The organism is Pontibacter coccineus (genome assembly GCF_030546575.1).
Taxonomy (GTDB): domain Bacteria; phylum Bacteroidota; class Bacteroidia; order Cytophagales; family Hymenobacteraceae; genus Pontibacter; species Pontibacter coccineus.
The window spans coordinates 418,908-437,721 of the sequence record NZ_JAUOTN010000002.1 but is presented as its reverse complement, the minus strand read 5'-3'; the positions used below and the strand labels follow the sequence as shown (position 1 = coordinate 437,721).

At 53.1% G+C, this 18,814-nt stretch carries 17 protein-coding genes; 11 read left to right on the top strand and 6 right to left on the bottom strand.

The annotated features are described in order from the left end of the window. Positions 1-55 precede the first annotated feature (55 nt). The 9 genes from Q4E40_RS05890 (at position 56) to meaB (ending at position 11,040) form a co-directional block, all read left to right on the top strand. Complete coding sequence (locus tag Q4E40_RS05890; RefSeq protein WP_303410648.1) at positions 56-1,894, top strand: methylmalonyl-CoA mutase subunit beta; 1,839 nt, start codon at positions 56-58, stop codon at positions 1,892-1,894. A gap of 82 nt (positions 1,895-1,976) precedes the next feature. Next, positions 1,977-2,348 carry a YybH family protein gene (locus tag Q4E40_RS05885; RefSeq protein WP_303410647.1) on the top strand — a complete coding sequence of 124 codons (372 nt, stop codon included), beginning with the start codon at positions 1,977-1,979 and terminating at the stop codon, positions 2,346-2,348. A gap of 158 nt (positions 2,349-2,506) precedes the next feature. After that, entirely contained in the window at positions 2,507-2,995 is a 489-nt protein-coding gene (locus Q4E40_RS05880) for a GNAT family N-acetyltransferase (protein ID WP_303410646.1), read from the top strand. Between the two features lie 114 nt (positions 2,996-3,109). Then, positions 3,110-5,254, top strand: a complete 2,145-nt coding sequence (gene scpA, locus Q4E40_RS05875; protein WP_303410645.1) for a methylmalonyl-CoA mutase — start codon at positions 3,110-3,112, stop codon at positions 5,252-5,254. A gap of 180 nt (positions 5,255-5,434) precedes the next feature. After that, positions 5,435-5,842, top strand: a complete 408-nt coding sequence (locus Q4E40_RS05870; RefSeq protein ID WP_303410643.1) for a hypothetical protein — start codon at positions 5,435-5,437, stop codon at positions 5,840-5,842. A 252-nt stretch (positions 5,843-6,094) separates the two neighbouring features. Next, on the top strand, positions 6,095-6,520 hold the full coding sequence (locus Q4E40_RS05865) for a hypothetical protein (protein ID WP_303410642.1): 426 nt from the start codon (positions 6,095-6,097) through the stop codon (positions 6,518-6,520). A 296-nt stretch (positions 6,521-6,816) separates the two neighbouring features. After that, complete coding sequence (gene treF, locus Q4E40_RS05860; RefSeq protein WP_303410641.1) at positions 6,817-8,445, top strand: alpha,alpha-trehalase TreF; 1,629 nt, start codon at positions 6,817-6,819, stop codon at positions 8,443-8,445. Positions 8,446-8,586: 141 nt separating this feature from the next. Then, complete coding sequence (locus tag Q4E40_RS05855) at positions 8,587-9,738, top strand: TolB-like translocation protein (protein WP_303410639.1); 1,152 nt, start codon at positions 8,587-8,589, stop codon at positions 9,736-9,738. 321 nt (positions 9,739-10,059) lie between these two features. Further along, positions 10,060-11,040: a methylmalonyl Co-A mutase-associated GTPase MeaB gene (gene meaB, locus Q4E40_RS05850; protein WP_303410637.1), complete on the top strand. Its 981-nt coding sequence runs from the start codon at positions 10,060-10,062 to the stop codon at positions 11,038-11,040. A gap of 59 nt (positions 11,041-11,099) precedes the next feature. Here the strand turns inward: meaB and folB are convergent, their stop codons facing one another. From folB to Q4E40_RS05835, 3 genes are read right to left on the bottom strand one after another with little or no spacing between them, the layout of a single operon-like run. Further along, positions 11,100-11,456 carry a dihydroneopterin aldolase gene (gene folB / locus Q4E40_RS05845; protein ID WP_303410635.1) on the bottom strand — a complete coding sequence of 119 codons (357 nt, stop codon included), beginning with the start codon at positions 11,454-11,456 and terminating at the stop codon, positions 11,100-11,102. 10 nt (positions 11,457-11,466) lie between these two features. Continuing rightward, positions 11,467-12,450 carry a DivIVA domain-containing protein gene (locus Q4E40_RS05840; protein WP_303410634.1) on the bottom strand — a complete coding sequence of 328 codons (984 nt, stop codon included), beginning with the start codon at positions 12,448-12,450 and terminating at the stop codon, positions 11,467-11,469. Further along, a complete protein-coding gene (locus Q4E40_RS05835; RefSeq protein WP_303410633.1) occupies positions 12,410-13,378 on the bottom strand; it encodes a WD40 repeat domain-containing protein in 969 nt (322 codons plus the stop codon). The genes Q4E40_RS05840 and Q4E40_RS05835 overlap by 41 nt, the downstream gene beginning before the upstream one ends. Before the next feature lie 46 nt (positions 13,379-13,424). Here Q4E40_RS05835 and Q4E40_RS05830 point away from each other — a divergent pair, with 46 nt between their 5' ends. Next, positions 13,425-14,102 (top strand): 4'-phosphopantetheinyl transferase superfamily protein, encoded by a 678-nt coding sequence (locus Q4E40_RS05830; RefSeq protein ID WP_303410631.1) that lies wholly within the window; start codon positions 13,425-13,427, stop codon positions 14,100-14,102. A 30-nt stretch (positions 14,103-14,132) separates the two neighbouring features. Further along, positions 14,133-14,720 (top strand): thioredoxin family protein, encoded by a 588-nt coding sequence (locus Q4E40_RS05825; protein WP_303410629.1) that lies wholly within the window; start codon positions 14,133-14,135, stop codon positions 14,718-14,720. 138 nt (positions 14,721-14,858) lie between these two features. Here Q4E40_RS05825 and Q4E40_RS05820 read toward each other — a convergent pair whose 3' ends face one another. The 3 genes from Q4E40_RS05820 to Q4E40_RS05810 form a co-directional block, all read right to left on the bottom strand. Beyond that, positions 14,859-15,707, bottom strand: coding sequence for a transglutaminase-like domain-containing protein (locus Q4E40_RS05820; protein WP_303410627.1), 849 nt, complete (start codon positions 15,705-15,707; stop codon positions 14,859-14,861). 316 nt (positions 15,708-16,023) lie between these two features. Continuing rightward, the gene (locus Q4E40_RS05815; RefSeq protein WP_303410626.1) at positions 16,024-17,652 is read right to left on the bottom strand and encodes an acyl-CoA carboxylase subunit beta; all 1,629 of its coding nucleotides are present in this window, start codon (positions 17,650-17,652) and stop codon (positions 16,024-16,026) included. A gap of 90 nt (positions 17,653-17,742) precedes the next feature. Continuing rightward, positions 17,743-18,798, bottom strand: coding sequence for an MlaD family protein (locus tag Q4E40_RS05810; RefSeq protein WP_303410625.1), 1,056 nt, complete (start codon positions 18,796-18,798; stop codon positions 17,743-17,745). Positions 18,799-18,814 lie beyond the last annotated feature (16 nt).

Here is an 18,814-nt window from a genome sequence, read left to right as displayed (position 1 = left end):
TTTTCATAAGCTGCAAGAGAAAGTATATATTTACAGGAAATAACACCCCTACACGATGACTGACGAGCAGAAGCTATTCTCAGAATTCAAGCCAGGCACGGCAGCCGACTGGGCAGCGCGCACGCAGAAGGACCTGCGCGATACCCCACTCGAAAGCCTGAACTGGCATACCTACGAAGGCATTACGATCAAGCCCTACTATACCCGCGAAGACATTCAGCACCTGCCATTTGCGCAGCAGGAACCCGGCGACTTTCCCTTCCTGCGCGGCAACGCAGGCAGTGACAACGGCTGGCAGAACATCCAGAAAATAAAGGCCTTGGGCAACGGAAAACCGGCTATCGACAAAGCGGCTGACGCCCTGGGCAGAGGCGCTGACGGTGTGCTCTTTATTGTGGAAGATCCGCAGGAATTCGACTTCGCTTACCTGACCGAACAACTTGACCTGACCACACAGTCAGTCAGCTATACCCTGAGCGGCAACCCGGCAGATTTCCTAAAAGGACTCTACACCTCGCTATCGGAGCAGAACATCTCTCCCCGCAACCTGAAGGGCTTTATGAATTATGACCCGATGTCAGGAAACGGCCAACTTAGCGAGGCCGAAATCAAAACCATCACCCAGGTGCTTGACCTGACCAAAGACAGCCCCGACTTCTACGGTGTGACGGTTTGCGGCACCAACTTCAGCAGCATCGGGGCTTCGCTCACGCAGGAAGTAGCCTATACCCTGAGTGCCGCCGTGGCCTATACCGATCGCCTCACCACAGCCGGTGAGCCGCTGGAGTCGGTGTTGCGCAACATGCTGTTCTGCATGGGAGCCGGCACCAATTACTTTTTCGAGATAGCTAAGTTGCGTGCTCTGCGCCTGTTGTGGTCCGCTGTCGTGGAGGCCTACCAGGCCGAGCCGGCACTGGCCGCCAAGCTCCGCATCCACAGCACCACCTCCAGCTGGTACCAGACCACGCTCGACCCCTACGTGAACATGCTGCGCGTGACCACCGAGGCCATGTCGGCCGTTCTCTCCGGCGCCGATTCGCTCACCGTACTGCCATTTGACAGTACCTTTCAGGATTCGAATGAGTTCTCGGAGCGCATCGCCCGCAACGTGTCTATCATCCTGAAAGAGGAGTCTTACCTGGACAAAGCCGTGGACCCTGCCGCCGGCTCCTATTACCTGGAGTCGCTTACAAACGAACTTGCCTCCAGAGCTTGGGAGCTGTTCAAGCAAATAGAGGTGCAGGGAGGTTTTGAGGCCGCTTACGAAAGTGGTTTCATCCTGAGCTCGATCACCGAAGTGAGCCGCCAGAAGTTCCGCGATATCGCGACGGGTCGCATGGTGCTGGTGGGTACCAACAAATACCCGAACCCGAAAGAGAAGATCGAGTTCGATCCGGAGGAGCTGATCCAACGCGCCGAGTTCGATACGACCCGTGCCGCCTACCCTACGGAGGTGATGCGCATGGCCACTGAACTGCATTTGCGCAAACGCAAGCGTCGTCCGCGGGCAGTTATCGCCGTGATCGGTCAGGCCGCCAAGCGCCACATCAATGCCTCGTTCGCAAAGGAATTTTTCAGCTGTGCCGGCTTCGACACCGATTTGCAGCAATACGACGACGTGGAAACCGCCGCCGCCCGCCTATTGCACGCAGCCGCTGAGGTAGTGGTTGTTTCTACTTCAGAAGCGACGTATGCCCGCGAGTTTGGCCCCAGGATCAGTCAGCACGAATCCAAGCCCACCATCATCATGGCCGACGATCCGCAGCACATGAAAGAAGAACTGGTCACCCACGGCTACGACGAGTTCATTTTCGAGGACTGCGACATGTCGACCATACTGGAGTTGGTGCAGAAGCGCCTTGAGCGCGAAGAGAACAACGGCGATAAGCATTAGGAGCCTTGTGCTATACCTGGCATCAGGTATACTGCTGTTTATGGCGACATCTTTTACAATAAAAAATCACAAACCAGCGATCATGAACGACGCGATCACCGAAGTAAAACAGGCCCTTGACGGGCAAGTTGCTGCCTGGAACAACGGCGAACTGGAGAAGGCGATGGACTTTTACTGGGAGTCGCCGGACATGCTCTGGATCAGCCGCAACGGCACCGAGCAGGGCTGGCAGCAAGTGCTGGACATGTTCAGGACCGACTTCACGGACCGCAGCAAGATGGGCGACTATACCTACGAGCCGCTGCACATCGAGCAGGTAGGTCCGGGAGCCGTGTACTACGTGTACCGCTGGAAGATCGACCTGCAGGGCAAAAAGCTGATGGGCGGCATCTCGTCGCAGCTCTGGAAGAAAGTGAATGGCCGCTGGGTCATCACTTCTGAGCACGCAAGTTAATTGAGTGAATGAGTGATTTAGTGATGGAACGAATGCATCCCTTTGAAAATCCTTAGTCTAACCTCATGCAGGAATATAAGTAATTATTGAGTTTTGAAGAGTAAATGTATTGATAGAAAAATCACTCATTCACTCCATCACTCATTAAAAAATAAAACATGCAACTGAGTGACCTTACCATTAGAACGGCGTTAAAACCCGGAGACATTGGCTATATTACGTATCGCCACGGTACCCTTTACAGTAACGAGTACCATTATGGAATTGAGTTTGAGAGTTACATTGCCCAGGGGCTACACGAATTCTTCAGCCAGTACGACCCAAACAAAGACCGGGCCTGGCTGGCTGAGTATGAAGGCAGGATAGTTGGAACGATCTTCCTAATGCACCGCCCCGGAAATGTGGCCCAGGTGAGATACTTTCTGATAGAGCCGGAATTCAGAGGTATCGGGCTGGGCAAAAAGCTCATGAACCTGGCCATGGACTTCTACAGGGAGAAAGGCTATACCTCCGCCTTCCTCTGGACGACCCATGAACAGGAAGGCGCCATCGCTTTGTATAAACGCTATGGCTTTAAGCTGACGGAAGAGAAACCTTCCACTGCCTTTGGCAAGGCATTGACAGAGCAACGGTTTGATCTGATTTGATGAGCTGGCATTAGAGTTGAATGGCAAAATGGTTTGATGGTTAAATTTTTATTCATCAGACCATACATTCAACTCTCAACAATTTAACAATTAAGCAATTTAACCCAAAGTTAGATGAAACCTGACTTTTCGAACATAGATATCAACAAGATCGCTTCGGCGGAGCACGGCCCCATAGACCCACTGCCACCGAAGAACTGGAAAACGGCTGAACAGATCCCGCTCAAAAGCTACTATACCTCCGAGGATGTAAAGCACTTCGAGCACCTGGATTTTGCTGCCGGTCTGCCGCCTTACCTGCGCGGACCCTACAGCACCATGTATGTGCAGAAGCCCTGGACCATCCGCCAGTATGCCGGTTTCTCCACCGCCGAGGAATCCAATGCTTTCTACCGTCGCAACCTGGCTGGTGGGCAAAAAGGCCTCTCTGTCGCCTTTGACCTGGCCACGCACCGCGGCTACGACTCCGACCACCCCAGAGTAGAGGGCGACGTGGGTAAAGCTGGCGTAGCCATCGACTCGGTGGAGGACATGAAAATCCTCTTCGACCAGATTCCGCTGAATGAGATGTCGGTGTCTATGACGATGAACGGTGCTGTGCTGCCGATCATGGCCTTTTATATTGTGGCTGCCGAAGAGCAGGGTGTGACGCCGGAGCAGCTGAGCGGCACGATCCAGAACGACATCCTGAAGGAGTTCATGGTGCGCAACACCTACATCTACCCGCCGGAGCCGAGCATGAAGATCATCGCGGATATCTTTGAGTATAGCTCGCAGCACATGCCGCGCTTCAACTCGATTTCCATTTCGGGCTACCACATGCAGGAAGCCGGCGCCACCGCCGACATTGAGCTGGCCTATACCCTGGCCGACGGCCTGGAGTATGTGCGCACCGGTCTGAAAGCAGGTATGGACATCGACGTATTTGCTCCGCGCCTCTCCTTCTTCTGGGCCATCGGCATGAACCACTTCATGGAGATCGCCAAGATGCGCGCCGCCCGCATGCTGTGGGCCAAGCTGATTCAGCAGTTCAACCCCAAAAACCCGAAATCGCTGGCCTTGCGCACGCACTGTCAGACTTCCGGCTGGAGCCTCACCGAACAGGACCCCTTCAACAACGTGGCCCGTACCTGCGTGGAGGCCCTGGCCGCTGCCTTGGGAGGCACCCAAAGCCTGCACACCAACGCACTCGACGAAGCCATCGCACTGCCCACCGATTTCTCGGCCCGCATTGCCCGCAACACCCAAATCTATCTGCAGCAGGAAACCAATATCACGAAGGTAGTAGACCCGTGGGGAGGCTCTTATTATGTAGAGGCCCTCACACACGAGATCGCGCACAAAGCCTGGGCTTTGATTCAGGAAGTGGAAGAATTGGGCGGTATGGCCAAGGCCATTGAGACTGGTCTGCCGAAAATGCGCATCGAGGAAGCCGCCGCCCGTAAACAGGCCCGCATCGACTCAGGCAAAGATGTGATCGTGGGGGTGAACAAGTACCGCCCGGACCAGATCCAGGAAATCGACATCCTCGACATCGACAACACGGCCGTACGCGAATCACAGCTGCGCCGGCTGGCGCAGGTAAAGGAAAGCCGCGACAACGAAGCTGTGAATGAAGCCCTGCAAGCCCTGACGGTAGCCGCTGAATCCGGTGAAGGCAATTTGCTGCAACTGGCCGTGAATGCGGCCCGACACCGTGCTACCTTGGGCGAGATATCTGACGCACTTGAAAAAATTTACGGAAGACACAAAGCTGTGATACGATCCATATCAGGCATCTACTCCGCCGAGCTCTCCGACGATGAGAACTTCGAGCGGGCCAAAGTGCTGGCAGACCAGTTCGAGGAACTGGAAGGCCGCCGGCCACGCATCATGGTCGCCAAAATGGGCCAGGACGGTCACGACCGCGGCTCCAAAGTCATCGCCACCTCCTTTGCCGACCTCGGCTTCGACGTAGACATCGGGCCGCTTTTCCAGACACCTGCCGAAGTCGCCATGCAAGCCGCCGAGAATGACGTACACGTGGTGGGTGTGTCCTCGCTGGCAGCCGGCCACAAAATGCTGGTGCCACAGCTGATCGAGGAGCTCCGCAAGCTGGACCGCGATGACATTATGGTGATTGTAGGGGGTGTTATACCTGCCCAGGACTATGACTTCCTGTTCAAGGCCGGTGCCGAGGGCGTGTTTGGCCCGGGTACCATCATCTCCGTAGCCGCCCAGAACATACTGGAGAAGCTGATCAGGAGCGTGGAGGAATAGTTCGTCAAATTGAAGAGTTAAAGCTAAAAGCTGCAGTTGACGTTGGTTAGCTGCAGCTTTTCCGTTTTTGAAAACACCCTTTTCAGGTCACACGCCCTCTTCTGGCAGGTATACGGCTTGCCAGTCCTTTGCCATCCCCCTTTTAAAGCCGTACCTTTGTGGCAATTATATTATTGCCTTATGTTATCAAAACCAACAAAATACATTCTGTTAAGCCTCACAGCTGGCCTCATCCTCTACTTCATCTACGATTCCTTTTCCCTGCCCAGCGTCGATGACCTGAAGGGCGATTTCAAAGAGGTAGCCTTTTACCGAAACGAGAACAACACCGGACCAATCGTGCGCATCTATGCAGTGACGGTGGCCGATACCTTGTGGCAGGAGATGGAGCAGTACGGCAATTACATGCCGCACACCAAGTATGGCACCACCAGGGTATACTTTTTTCTGAACAACCAGCCAGCTCCGGATCAGGTGCAGCCCGGGCAGCCGAACTTCCCCTCTCAGTTTGAACCCTATACCTTAGCCCGCTACGAAAAAGACGCCATGGGCCAAATATCCTTTGTGCGGCATCCTTTTAGCCGCTAAAATAGGCTTACGCAATGCATCTTGCCACTACTACTTACTGATAATTAAGTAGTTATTACTCAATAATAACAGCCTGGCTATTAGGCTCACCCTCAAATTAATCGTAAAAGAGAGGATGTGAAACCTAAAAACTTAAAGGCTATGAAAATGATTTGGAAAACAGCAGCGGCTTCTCTTTTTATAAGTTCAGCGCTATTACTGTCTTCTTGTGGGGGAGACCAGGGCACTAACACAGATACATCTTCTGAAACCATGGAAGACAATACGACTGACATGAACGACACCAACATGAATGACACTGACATGATGGAAGATACCGCCGGCATGCAGGGTACTACCACAGGTGGCACCACCGGTACAACAACGACCGGCACCACTACGGGCACAACAACCGGTACGGGTACCACAACGGGTACAACAACAACCGGCGGCACAACCACTGGCTCTACTACCGGAACGACGACAGGTACAACTACGGGTACTACAACCGGGACAACGACTGGCACTACGACTGGAACAACCACAGGGACTACTACTGGCACGACGACCGGAACCACAACAGGAACAACTACCGGCACCACGACGGGTACAACAACAGGCACTGGCACTACGACAGGCACGACTACCACAGGTGGCACCACTACGGGCTCTACTACAGGTACAACTACTGGTAACTAATCCGCCAGACCTGGAAGGCAGCTATGAAATAACGTGAGGACCACGTGTTAACCAGACACGTAAGTTTAGCAAAGGAGGGAGCTTGTAAAACCAGGCTCCCTCCTTTGTTTATATTGCAATAGTAACACCTTCACAAATTTCAGTGAATCCTGATTATTTCAAGAATTTCCTAAATGTATTCAGGAAACAGCTAATCATGTGGGTCGAGTGCTTGTGTACCAGGTTGTATAATAGTATACTTGGCCCCTTGCTTCCTTAATTCGTATGAATACACATTCATATAATAAGCGCTGACTATGAAGCAAGGCAAATCAAAAAAATCATACTTCCTACTTAACCTGATTCTTTTGCTTTTATCTTATTTCTTTGCCCCCACGGTACAGGCGCAGTACCGGCCAGAGACCGATTTGCAGGAGCTCTTCCACGATGTGCAGCTGTTGCCTGTTTTCCCGGATTCCAAAACCTTTGCAGACTGCGTGCCCCTGCAGGAGCCGGCGCATATTCTGCAGGCCTACCGGGAGCAGCGCCAACAGCCTGGCTTTGCTCTAAAGGCATTTGTGCTGGAGCATTTTCTGCTGCCCACACAGCCGTCCTCCAACTTCACAACCGACACCAGTCTATCTGTAACAGCGCATATACAACAGCTCTGGCCAGTGCTCACCCGCATGCCAGACGAAAGCGGCGGATCACTGCTGCCTCTCCCCCACGCTTACGTGGTGCCGGGCGGTCGCTTTCAGGAAATCTACTATTGGGACAGCTTTTTCACCATGCTGGGGCTGCAGGTAAGCGGTGAGAAAGCGCTGATGCAGCACATGGTCGACAACTTCACGCACCTGATCCACACCACCGGCCATATACCGAACGGCAACCGCAGCTATTACCTCAGCCGCTCGCAACCGCCCTTTTATGCGCTCATGCTGCACCTGCTCACACAAGAGCTGGGCCGCGATGTATTAGTCAAATATGCCCCTGCGCTCCGCAAGGAGTACGCCTTCTGGATGGATGGGGCCGAGCAGCTTAGTCCTGCCAACCCGGCGCACCGGCGGGTGGTACTGTTACCGGATGGCAGTATCCTCAACCGTTACTGGGACGACCAACCAGCTCCACGCCCCGAATCTTACAAAGAAGACATGCACATCGCGCAGGCGTCTGGCCGAAACCCGGAGGAGGTATACCGTCACATCCGGGCGGCGGCCGAATCTGGGTGGGACTTTAGCAGCCGCTGGTTCGCCGACAAGCAAAACCTGCGCACGATCCATACCACCGACATGCTGCCGGTAGACCTCAACTCGCTCCTTTTCCACATGGAACTGACGTTGGCTGAGATGGCTGAACTGGAGCGCAACTCTACCGAGGCCCGGCTATTCCGCCAGAAAGCCAAGGCCCGTCGCAAAGCGGTGCTCCAGCATATGTGGCACGATGGTGATGGCTTTTTTTATGATTATGATTTCGTGAAAGGAACAACCACCAACATCCCGACACTGGCTGCGGTATATCCGCTTTACTTCTGCATGGCCAAGCGCAGCCAGGCCAATGCCGTAGCCGAACGTCTGCAAAATGATTTCCTGAAGGCGGGGGGACTGGCGACTACCCTGGTACATACCGACCAGCAATGGGATGCCCCGAACGGCTGGGCACCGCTGCAGTGGATGGGTATACAGGCGCTGCGCAATTACGGCCACGAAGAGCTGGCCCGCACCATTGCCACCCGCTGGATCACCCTCGGCACCGAAGTGCATCAAAATACCGGCAAGATGGTGGAGAAGTATGACGTGGAGAACCTGGAGCTGGAAGCAGGCGGCGGGGAGTACCCCAACCAGGATGGCTTCGGATGGACCAACGGCGTGTTCCTTAAACTGATCGCGCTATACCCTGAACTTCGGTCGATAACAGAGAAGGCGCCTGCCCTGATGCAAGACCACTAAAGCTATACCTGCGTAACAAGCATACGGCAGGAATTTCGTTATCAGTTCAAGGTATACAGATGCGTGCTATACCTGCTCCAGAGATTGATTCAGAAACTGGCACTCAGTTTGTAACAGGAGCGTTATACAGAAAAACAGGCTATGATTCAGTTTAAACATACGATAGCGGCACTTGCCTTGCTCCTGGGCTCATTCACTACTTTTGCCCAGGGCGAAACCTCTAACTGGTACTTCGGAAAAGGAGCCGGTCTGGTCTTCAGAGGCGACACAGTGACAGCAACAGTTAACAGCAGGCTGCAGACCGAAGAAGGCAGCGCCACCATCTCCGACAAGGCGGGCAACCTGTTGTTCTATACCAACGGCATCACCGTCTGGAACAAGCACCACCGCGTGATGCCGAACGGGAACGGCCTGATGGGCATGAAGTCCTCCACGCAATCTGCCTTGATCATACCTAAACCAGCTGCTGACAGCGTCTTTTACATTTTCACAACCGATATTCAGGCACAGTCTAACGGTTTGCGCTACAGTGTGGTGAACATAAACAAAGACGATGGTAACGGTGCCATCACGGCTCGCAATGTTTTCATGATCGCTCCGGCCACTGAAAAGCTGACGGCCATACGCCACAGCAACAACCGCGACTGGTGGGTGATCGCGCACCGCTGGAACAGCAATGCTTACATGGCCTACCTGGTGACAGCCGAGGGCGTGAACGTGGAGCCTGTGATGAGCAACGTCAGCACCGTGCATGGCGGCGCGCACCGTAAGGCCATAGGCTACCTCGTTCCTTCTCCTGACGGTTCCCGCCTGGCCGCTGCCCTCTGGGATAGCGACAGCAATTTCGAGGTCCTACGTTTCGATCGCAGCACCGGCGAGGTATCAGATCCTATTCTGCTGAAAGGCTACGAAGAAGCGTATGGCGTGTGCTTTTCTCCGGATGGCACCAAGCTCTACGGCACTGCAAATGGTAAAGGTGGCGGCAAGGCGCAGATCATTCAATTTGACCTGCAGGCTGGCGACGAAGCGGCCATTGCCAAATCAGCTGTGATAGTGGGCACTTCCGGCAGTCCGCGCATCGGCGCCATCCAACTCGGCCCAGATGGCAAAATGTATGTAGCCCGTCAGGATAACATTCACCTGGGAGTCATCAACAACCCAAATACCTTGGGCAAAGAAAGCGGCTATGTTGACGCAGGCTTTCACCTGGGTGGCCGCAAAAGCGACCTGGGCCTGCCCAACTTCCCGCAAGGTATACAATCAGGAGCCGGAAGGTCCGCAAACGTAAAGTAAGGTATAGGTATTACGTATTTCATAGCACGATGCCTTCAGAGAGGACATGACAGTGGACTGCTTGACAAAAGACAAAAGATTTTCCTCCTAGTAGGTGTAAGTAAAGAAGAGAAGCGCTAACGCTTCTCTTCTTTGTTTTGCTCAAATCATAAAGAGTCCTTTGTATTTTGTCAAATTGTCTTTTTCCACTCCCAAAGTCTTGCTACGCAATACGTGTGTCGTGATACGCAAAAAGTGTGAAAGGTAAAAGAATGCTGGCTCGGTAACGCATAACTTCTAAATTTGTAAGGCAATCGATTCTATACCTAACGCAATACCGCCTTGGCAAAACGTTTCAGCGCTGATAAGTATGTAGAGGGCATCCTGGCCGGTGACCGTGTCATGCTGAGCCGTGCCATTACGCTGGTGGAAAGTCGGCTGGTCTCCGATCTGGAGCTGGCGCAGGACGTGATCAACCAGGTGCTGCCGCATGCCGGCAAGTCGGTGCGGATAGGTATAACCGGCGTGCCGGGTGTGGGCAAGAGCACCTTTATTGAGTCTTTCGGCAACTACCTGATTCAGGCGCAGGGCAAGAAACTGGCCGTGCTGGCCATCGACCCGACCTCACAGCGCACCGGTGGCAGCATACTCGGCGACAAGACCCGCATGGAGTCGCTTTCTGTTAATCCGCAGGCTTTTATTCGCCCCTCCCCGGCAGGTAAATCGCTGGGCGGCGTAACGCGCAGCACCCGCGAGTCGATCATCTTGTGCGAAGCAGCCGGTTTCGACGCCATTATTGTGGAAACAGTGGGCGTGGGCCAATCTGAAACGGCAGTGCATGCTATGGTGGACTTTTTCCTGCTGCTGATGCTGGCGGGTGCCGGCGACGAATTGCAAGGTATAAAGCGCGGCATCATGGAGATGGCCGATGCCATTGCCATTACCAAAGCCGACGGCGAGAACGCCATGAAAGCCAAAGCCGCGCGTGCCGAATACCAGAACGCCCTACACCTACACCCAATGGGTGCCTCCGGTTGGCTCCCGAAGGTTTCTGTGTGCTCAGCCATGGAGCAAACCGGCCTTGACACCATCTGGCAAACCATAGCGGCCTACCTGGAGCTGACGCAACAAAACGGATTTTTCGAGAAGAAGCGCCACAGCCAGAATCTGCAGTGGATGTACGAAGCTATACGCCAGGGGCTGGAGGATAATTTCTTTGCGCACCAGCAAGTGAAAGACCAATTGCCAGGTATAGCCGATGAGGTAAAGGAAGGCAGGAAGTCGGCCTTTGCTGCGGCGTCGGAGCTGCTGAGATTGGTATAGACCTCAAAAAAAACAGCCGGCACATCGCTGCACCGGCTGCTCTTCATCAATAAGTAAACTTATCGGGCCTCTGCTAACGTCACTTTGGCCCACTTGCAAATACCCCCCAGCGGAGGGTTAAACTTGTATACATTTATTTTGACGGACTGCACAAACGGAAACCGGTCGTAGATCTTGTCGATGATCCGGTGGCCCAGGTGCTCCAGCAGGCGGGCCGGGACTTTCATCTCTTCCAGCGCAAGCGCATACAGCACTTCGTAGTTCACGGTTTCACCCAGATCGTCGCTCTCGGCGGCGCGTCTCAGATCAGTTTCTATGAACAGGTCGATGCCGTACTTGTTGCCGATCTTCTGCTCCTCGTCGTAAAAACCGTGGAAGGCGAAGAACTCCATCCCTTCCAGTGCAATCTGTCCCATCCGCTTTAAATTAGCCTATTTCGTCAAAGAAAGAGCCCGCTGGTTTCGGCTCGCGACTCTGTGCCCAGTCAGACAGGCTATTGCGAGATGGTTCTGTCATCGGAGGCTGCACTTCAGGCTTATCGGGCGTGATCGGCTGAATCTCAGGTATAGGCTGCTCAATTTCAGGGGCAGGTATAGTACCCGGGTAGTCTGGCTTTGGCTGCTCGATCTCCGGCGATGGCACGTTTGGAACAGGCGTTACCGGGTTCGGAATTTCCGGGTGCGGCTGCGTCACGTCCGGGGCCGGATCGCCAAGTGGTTCGTAGCTATTGCTAATGGCAAGAGCAGGTATAGCTGTTGCTGCCGTAGCCGTAGCCTCTGGCAGTTGTATCGTTCTATTGGTTGTCGTTTCCATATCTTTCATGTTACGCAGCAGCTCGGGCTGTTCTACCCGAAGTTCGGCCGCTCTTGAAAGAATACTGGCTGTACTGGTTTTAGGTTTTGACTTTGTCTTCTCGGCTTTCTCCAGCGCCTCGTTCGCCAGGTTGCGCAAATCACGCACCATGCTCTCCAGGTACGATTCCATGCGCTGGTAATCCTGCTCCAGGGCCTTTACCTCCTGCTGCATTTCACTCACCATGCGCTCTGCCTGCTTCTGGCTGTCCTCCAGCACCACGCGGGCCTGGTTGCGGGCGGTGTTCAGCAACTGGTCGGCCTGCAGCTGTGCCTCGCGGATCTTAAGCTCCGACGATTTGTTGGCCTGCTCCAGGATAGAGTTGCCGGTGTCTTCGGCGGTTTTCAGTGTTTTGTATAATGAAGATTCCACTTCGCGCAGCTTCTGCGTCTCGCGGTGAGCCGCCTCCAGCTTGTTGCGCAGGTCTTTGTTCTCATCGAGTAACTTTTCCCACTGCTGCGACAAGGTCATCAAAAAAGCATTTACTTCGTCCTTGTCAAGCCCTCTAAACGCCTTCTCAAATGTCTTTTGTCTGATTTCTAAGGGTGTAATCTTCATGATCCAAACTGAATTTTATATCCCACACCGAAATGGTGCGGTCATCACTACACGAAACTAACTGATTCTGGTGAGCCGACCAAAATAATTTATTGACCGAGGTGCCGTGGCTCGCGTTTCGGACTTTATCGATAACCTTGAGCAGTTTGAAGGTATGCGCGTCCCAAACTTTAATGGACTTATCCATGCTGCAGGTCGCAAAATAGCGTCCGTCAGGGCTGTAGGTTATGTGATTGACGGTATACATGTGGGCGATCACATAGCCGCGCTCCTTGTATTTTTCCTGTACCTCCCAAACCCGCAGGTGGGCGTCGCGCCCCGCTGAGAGCAACAGCGAGCCATCCGGTGAGTAAACGACCGTGAACACGGAGTTGGTATGCGCGGTCAGTTCATACTTCAGTTCCATGCTGGTGGCATCGAAAATACGCACGGTGTGGTCGCTGTACCCGGCGGCCAGTTCGTTGGTGGTTTTGTTGTAGGCCAGGCAGCGCACACTCTTGTCCGATTTGCGCACCATGTTGCGCAGCTCAAAGTCCTCGGCCCCGATCACCGCTATACCTCCGTTGCCCAGCCCCACGTATACCTGCCCTGTTTCCGGCACGTAGGCGATATCGAAGATGGCCACTTTGGGCAGGGCCACCGATTTGTGTATCGCCTTGCTGCTGAGGTCGATCACCTGCAAACCTTCCTGGTTCTGCCCGATCAGGAGCTGGTTGCGCTCCGGCAGAAACCGCAGAGCGTATACCGACGTGGTGACCTTCGCCACCAGTTCGCCGTTGTCCGGCTGGTTCAGGTCCCAGGAAGCTACCATGCCGTCGCTGCCTGCCGAATAAATAGTGGCAGGTGAGGCGCCGTTCTCCAGGGTATACACACAATCGCGGTGACCTGTCAGGGTGGCGACTTTCTGTACTTGTATCTTGCTAGCCATCTCTACTTTAGTCTGATCTACTTAAAATTAGCTAAATTTACAACAAATGCCGCGAACCCCTCGCCGCCAATCCAAAATTACAGCCATGCCACTGCTCCAGATCCGCGAACTTGACGCCCATACCTTGCTGGGTGTGTGGCTTCTTGACGAAACGCCGGATGCACTGCGTACCTTGCTGCCGGCGCACCTGAACCCTGACGAGAGCCTGCAACTGGCACACCCCAGACGGCAGCGCGAATGGCTGGCCAGCCGCGCACTGACTTACCAACTGTTGCAGCGCTTTACAGACCAGCCCCTAGCCCTGCTGCGCGACGCCACAGGCAAGCCCGTTTTTGCAGGCACTCCGTTCCAGCTTTCCATCACCCACTCTCCCTGTTTGGCAGCTGTTATACTTTCCGAAAAGTATGATGTTGGCATAGATATTGAACTGGTAACTGCGAAGGCGCTGCGGGTAGCCGACAAGTTCCTGACTGACCAGGAAAAGGTCTTTACAGCTGACGATGAACAGCGGACTTGCCTGTACTGGAGCGCCAAAGAAACTTTGTACAAAATGTACAGTCAAAAACGACTTATTTTTAAGGAAAACTTATTGGTGGAGCCTTCACAGAGCCCTGAAAACAACTTATTGCAGGGTCACGTTATTACGGATAATTTTTCTAAATTGTATCAGATCCATCACGAAGTGCTTCACAACCACGTACTCACTTATAGTGTTGATCGTTGATACTCCATACACGCACCTAAACAAACAAACATGAAATATCTGGCTTCTTTTGTCGTAGCATTCCTGGTCACGGCCAGTGTATTTGCACAAGGCAGCTATCAACTGGGTAGCAAAGTGGCTGACTTCTCGCTCAAAGATGGCCAGGGTAACGCCGTGTCGCTTAGCAATTTCGCTGACAGCAAAACAGTGGTTGTTGTTTTTACGGATAACAAATGTCCCTACGCAAAACTCTACGAAAACCGCCTTGTGACGCTATCGAGCACTTATGCGGCTCGTGGCGTGCAGTTTATCTTCATTAACCCGGGCGTAGGCGTGGGTGAAGGCAGCGATACCATGGAAGACCTGGTGTCCAAAGATTACGGCTTTCCATACCTGGCAGACGAAGGGCAGCGCATCAGTCAAAAATTTGGGGCTACTAAAACGCCCGAGGTGTTTGTGCTGCACAACATAGGTGGCGAATTTGTACTGAAGTATAAGGGCGCGATAGATGACAGTCCGCAGGTAGAAAGCGGCGTGCGCAACAATTACCTTAAAACCGTGATTGATGACGTATTGGCCAACAAAAATGTAAGCCCAGCCGACAAGCGCGCCACGGGCTGTATGATTAAGCGTTACTAACCAAGCGGGTGGCTATACCTATACCTGCCTTTACACTGCAATAATAGGATAGCGCTATACTTGTAATAAACAATAAAGGCAAAGGCCGGCTCTTCTGAGTACCGGCCTTTGCCTTTTTATACCTGAAAACTGCGGCGTTTATACCGTCGGATCCTCGTCCGTGATAGCCGTCAGCAGTTTGGTCACTTCGGTTGACTTTTCCAGGTCGTTGGTCTTCTCGAACGAGAAAGCCAGGTTGCGCAAGGCTCTTTTCACAATTTCGATGTTGGAGCAGGGCTCGTAGAAAATGTCTACCGGATTCAGGTTAAGCTGCACGATGTAGTTGTCGATGTCTGCTTTGGAGAGCATCAGTCCTTTGTTGTACACATTAATGTAGAACTGCACATCGCCCAGTTTATAGGTCAGGATGAAGAGGTTTGGCAGGTTCACGCCGTACACCGGCATCCCCAATCGCTGCGCAACGGTCATGTAGATCACACAAAGCGTCAGCGGGTTTCCGCGTCTCGTCTCCAACGCCAGATGCATCATGGAGTTCGACGGGGAGTGAAAATTCTTGGTATTGGCCGAGAACTTCTTGTCACGGAAAAGCGAGTTGTTCAGCGACTTCACCTGGTCATAAGGGTGCATGTTGTCCTTCAAGCTCGTCCAGGCGTCATAGTACAGCTGATCCAGCCCCCTGGATAAAGTAGCCAGTTCCACGTCCGGGTACAGGTAGGTATTCACCAGCCACATCCCTTCTACCAGGTCCTGCCCTCCACCTTCTTTCCAGTTTTTAAGGCGCTGCAACAGGCCGTCAAACTGCAGGCTATGGATCAGGTCCTCTATGCGCTTCTGCAGGTCTGAGTTCAGGGTTTCTTCCCATTCCTCTTCCAGAAACGGAATAATGCTCTCACCCAGCGATACAATCCTCTGCTCTACGTGCGATGCGACCTCGTAATCTATATCATCCAGCAGCGAGATCATCGCCTTTATCTCCTTCTTTGTCAAAATAATGCGTAATAGTTAAAGCGTAATGATGATTAACCGGACAGTGCAAACGCCACAATAGGTATAACACTGTTCTTAAAACTAACCACTTATTCCTCCCGAAGATTTCAGAATGGAAAATAAAATTTAACTTATATCTACGTAAGCCTGCCGCACACCGCCGAAAACCTCCTTATTCTATCGCTTTTTAGCAGGAAGTTACCGGAGACTACAACAGGAATATAGTTTAACCTGAATCCGAATGAAACGGTGAAGTAATAACAGGTATAGCACTGAAGAGGATATGAATTATACCGCCATTGCTATACCTGCTCAATCACGTCTGAATCACTCCCACATTATACGGCTTTTCAATTGGCGCATGGTTGGCGGCTTCTATCCCCATTGAGATCACTTTGCGGGTCTCCAGGGGATCGATGATGCCGTCTATCCACAGGCGGGCTGCGGCGTAGTAAGGCGACAGCTCTTCGTTATACTTGGCGGTAATGCGTTCGAGCAACTCCTTCTCCGCTTCCGGAGTGATCTCCTCCCCTTTCGCTTTGAGAGCTGATACCTGGATCTGCAGCAGGGTGTTGGCCGCTGCCGCGCCGCTCATCACAGCCAGCTGCGCCGATGGCCAGGCGTAGATCAGGCGTGGGTCGTAGGCCTTGCCGCACATGGCGTAGTTGCCGGCTCCGTAGCTGTTGCCCAGGATGACCGTGAACTTCGGCACCACTGAGTTAGCCATGGAGTTCACCATTTTGGCACCGTCTTTAATGATACCGCCGTGCTCGGCCTTGCTGCCCACCATAAAGCCCGAAACGTCGTGCAGGAACACCAGCGGAATTTTCTTTTGGTTGCAGTTCATGATGAAGCGGGCCGCCTTGTCAGCGGAGTCGGAGTAGATCACGCCACCCATCTGCATTTCGCCCTTCTTGCTCTTCACGATTTTGCGTTGGTTGGCCACAATGCCTACCGCCCAGCCATCGATACGGCCCAGTCCGCAGATCAGCGTCTGGCCGTACAGTTCTTTGTAAGGCTCAAATTCGGAGTTGTCGACCAGGCGATGGATGATGTCCATCATGTCGTAGGGTTTGGTGCGGTCGGCTGGCAACGTGCCGTAAATCTCTTTCTCGTCCAGCTTCGGAGCGGCAGGTTCCACGCGGCTGAAACCAGCCTTCGGGTTTTCGCCCAGTTTATCGAAAATGGTACGGATGTGGTCCAGCGCCTCCTTGTCGTCTTTGCACTTGTAGTCGGTTACACCGGATATCTCGCAATGCGTAGAGGCACCACCAAGCGTTTCATTGTCGATGCTCTCGCCAATAGCAGACTTTACTAGGTATGAGCCGCCCAAAAATACGGAGCCTGTACCTTCCACGATCAGGGCTTCGTCGCTCATGATCGGCAGGTAGGCACCACCGGCCACACAGCTACCCATGATCGCAGCGATCTGCACAATACCCATCGAGCTCATCACGGCGTTATTGCGAAACATACGGCCGAAGTGCTCTTTGTCCGGGAAGATCTCGTCCTGCATCGGCAGAAACACACCGGCGCTGTCGACCAGGTATACGATCGGGAGTTTGTTCTCGATGGAGATCTCCTGGGCGCGCAGATTCTTCTTGGCCGTGATCGGAAACCAGGCACCGGCCTTTACGGTGGCGTCGTTGGCGACCACCACGCATTGGCGGCCTTTGATGTAGCCTATACCTGTCACCACACCGCCGCTCGGGCAACCGCCTACCTCCTGGTACATACCTTCGCCGGCAAAGGCGCCTACTTCCAGAAACTCGGTTCCTTCGTCGAGCAGGTAGTCAATGCGTTCGCGGGCAGTCATTTTACCCTTGGCGTGCTCTTTTGCGATGCGCTTCTCGCCGCCGCCCAGGTGTACTTTCTTTAGTTTGCTTTTCAGCTGGAAACTCAGCTGTTTGAGGGAGTCTTCGTTCTTATTGAATTCGATATCCATGAAGGAGTTATTATAAATAAGGGGACTACTTACAATGAAAAATCCGCTTTAAGGGCGGATTTCACAAATATACAATTTTTATAAGATGCACTATTGCCTTTTTGTGGTGTCACCAGGCACTACTTTCACCGAGTCGGGGGCCGGGCGGCGGAACTCATCCGGGTTCTCGTTCTGCAGCTCCTTTACCTCCTCCAGCGTGATTACACGACCCGTGGCATCCACCTTATACCTGTCTTTGCGGCCAATGAGCGAGAACTGCACGTAGCGCTTCGGGTAAGCCTGTATGTCGCGCAGCAGCATGTTGAGCGCTTCGGTGGAGCGGTTCATGTTCTGGTACAGTTCCTGGTCATTCATCAGGAGGCCTAGCGAGCCTTCATTCGAGTTGAGTTTGGCAACAGTCTTTTCCAGCTCGTTCACAGCCGAGTTAGCATCGGCTACCAGTTTCTTCACCTCTACTTGCTTTAGCGTATCCGTAAGCTCGACCATATTCAGCGTCAGGCGGTCAAAGTTGCGCTGGGTCTGGCTGAGGTCCGAGGTGAGTTCTCTTAGATTGCTGGTGATCTGGTTGATGTTGCGCTGGTTTTCACGCAATATCTCGTTTATCGCCTCAGTCGTCTTGTTCGAGTTCGACAGTATCTGCTGCAGGTTGCCTTTAGCCTCACTGTCGAGCAGGCGGTTTACGCGGGCCAGCGTGGTGTCTACTTTGTCGATGACCGGCACCGACTTGGAAGAGAGCATGTCGGTGATGCTGGTTTCTTTGAAAGCGATCAGCTCTTCTCCGCCCTTGTACTGCTTGTTGTTGTTTTTCAGGTATAGCGTAATGGCCTTGCTCCCTAAAAGGTCCGAGTTGCCAAGGCTGGCAATGGTGGAGTCTCCTATCTGCAGATCTTTCCGTATCTCAAGGTCCACACGCACCATGTTTGCACGGTCCGTGAGCAGTTGCAGATCTTTCACATGGCCAACCTGTATGCCGTTCAGAAAAACAGGGTTAGAGATGGTAAGGCCATCCACGCTGTCGTATACCACATAATAGGTGTTGGATTTAGAGAAGAGCGAGGAGCCTTTCAGGAATTCATACCCGAAGTACAATATCACTATAGTCGCTATACCTAACAGGGCGACCTTAATTTCCTTTGATATTTTCACGTAGGTGAGTTTGCGT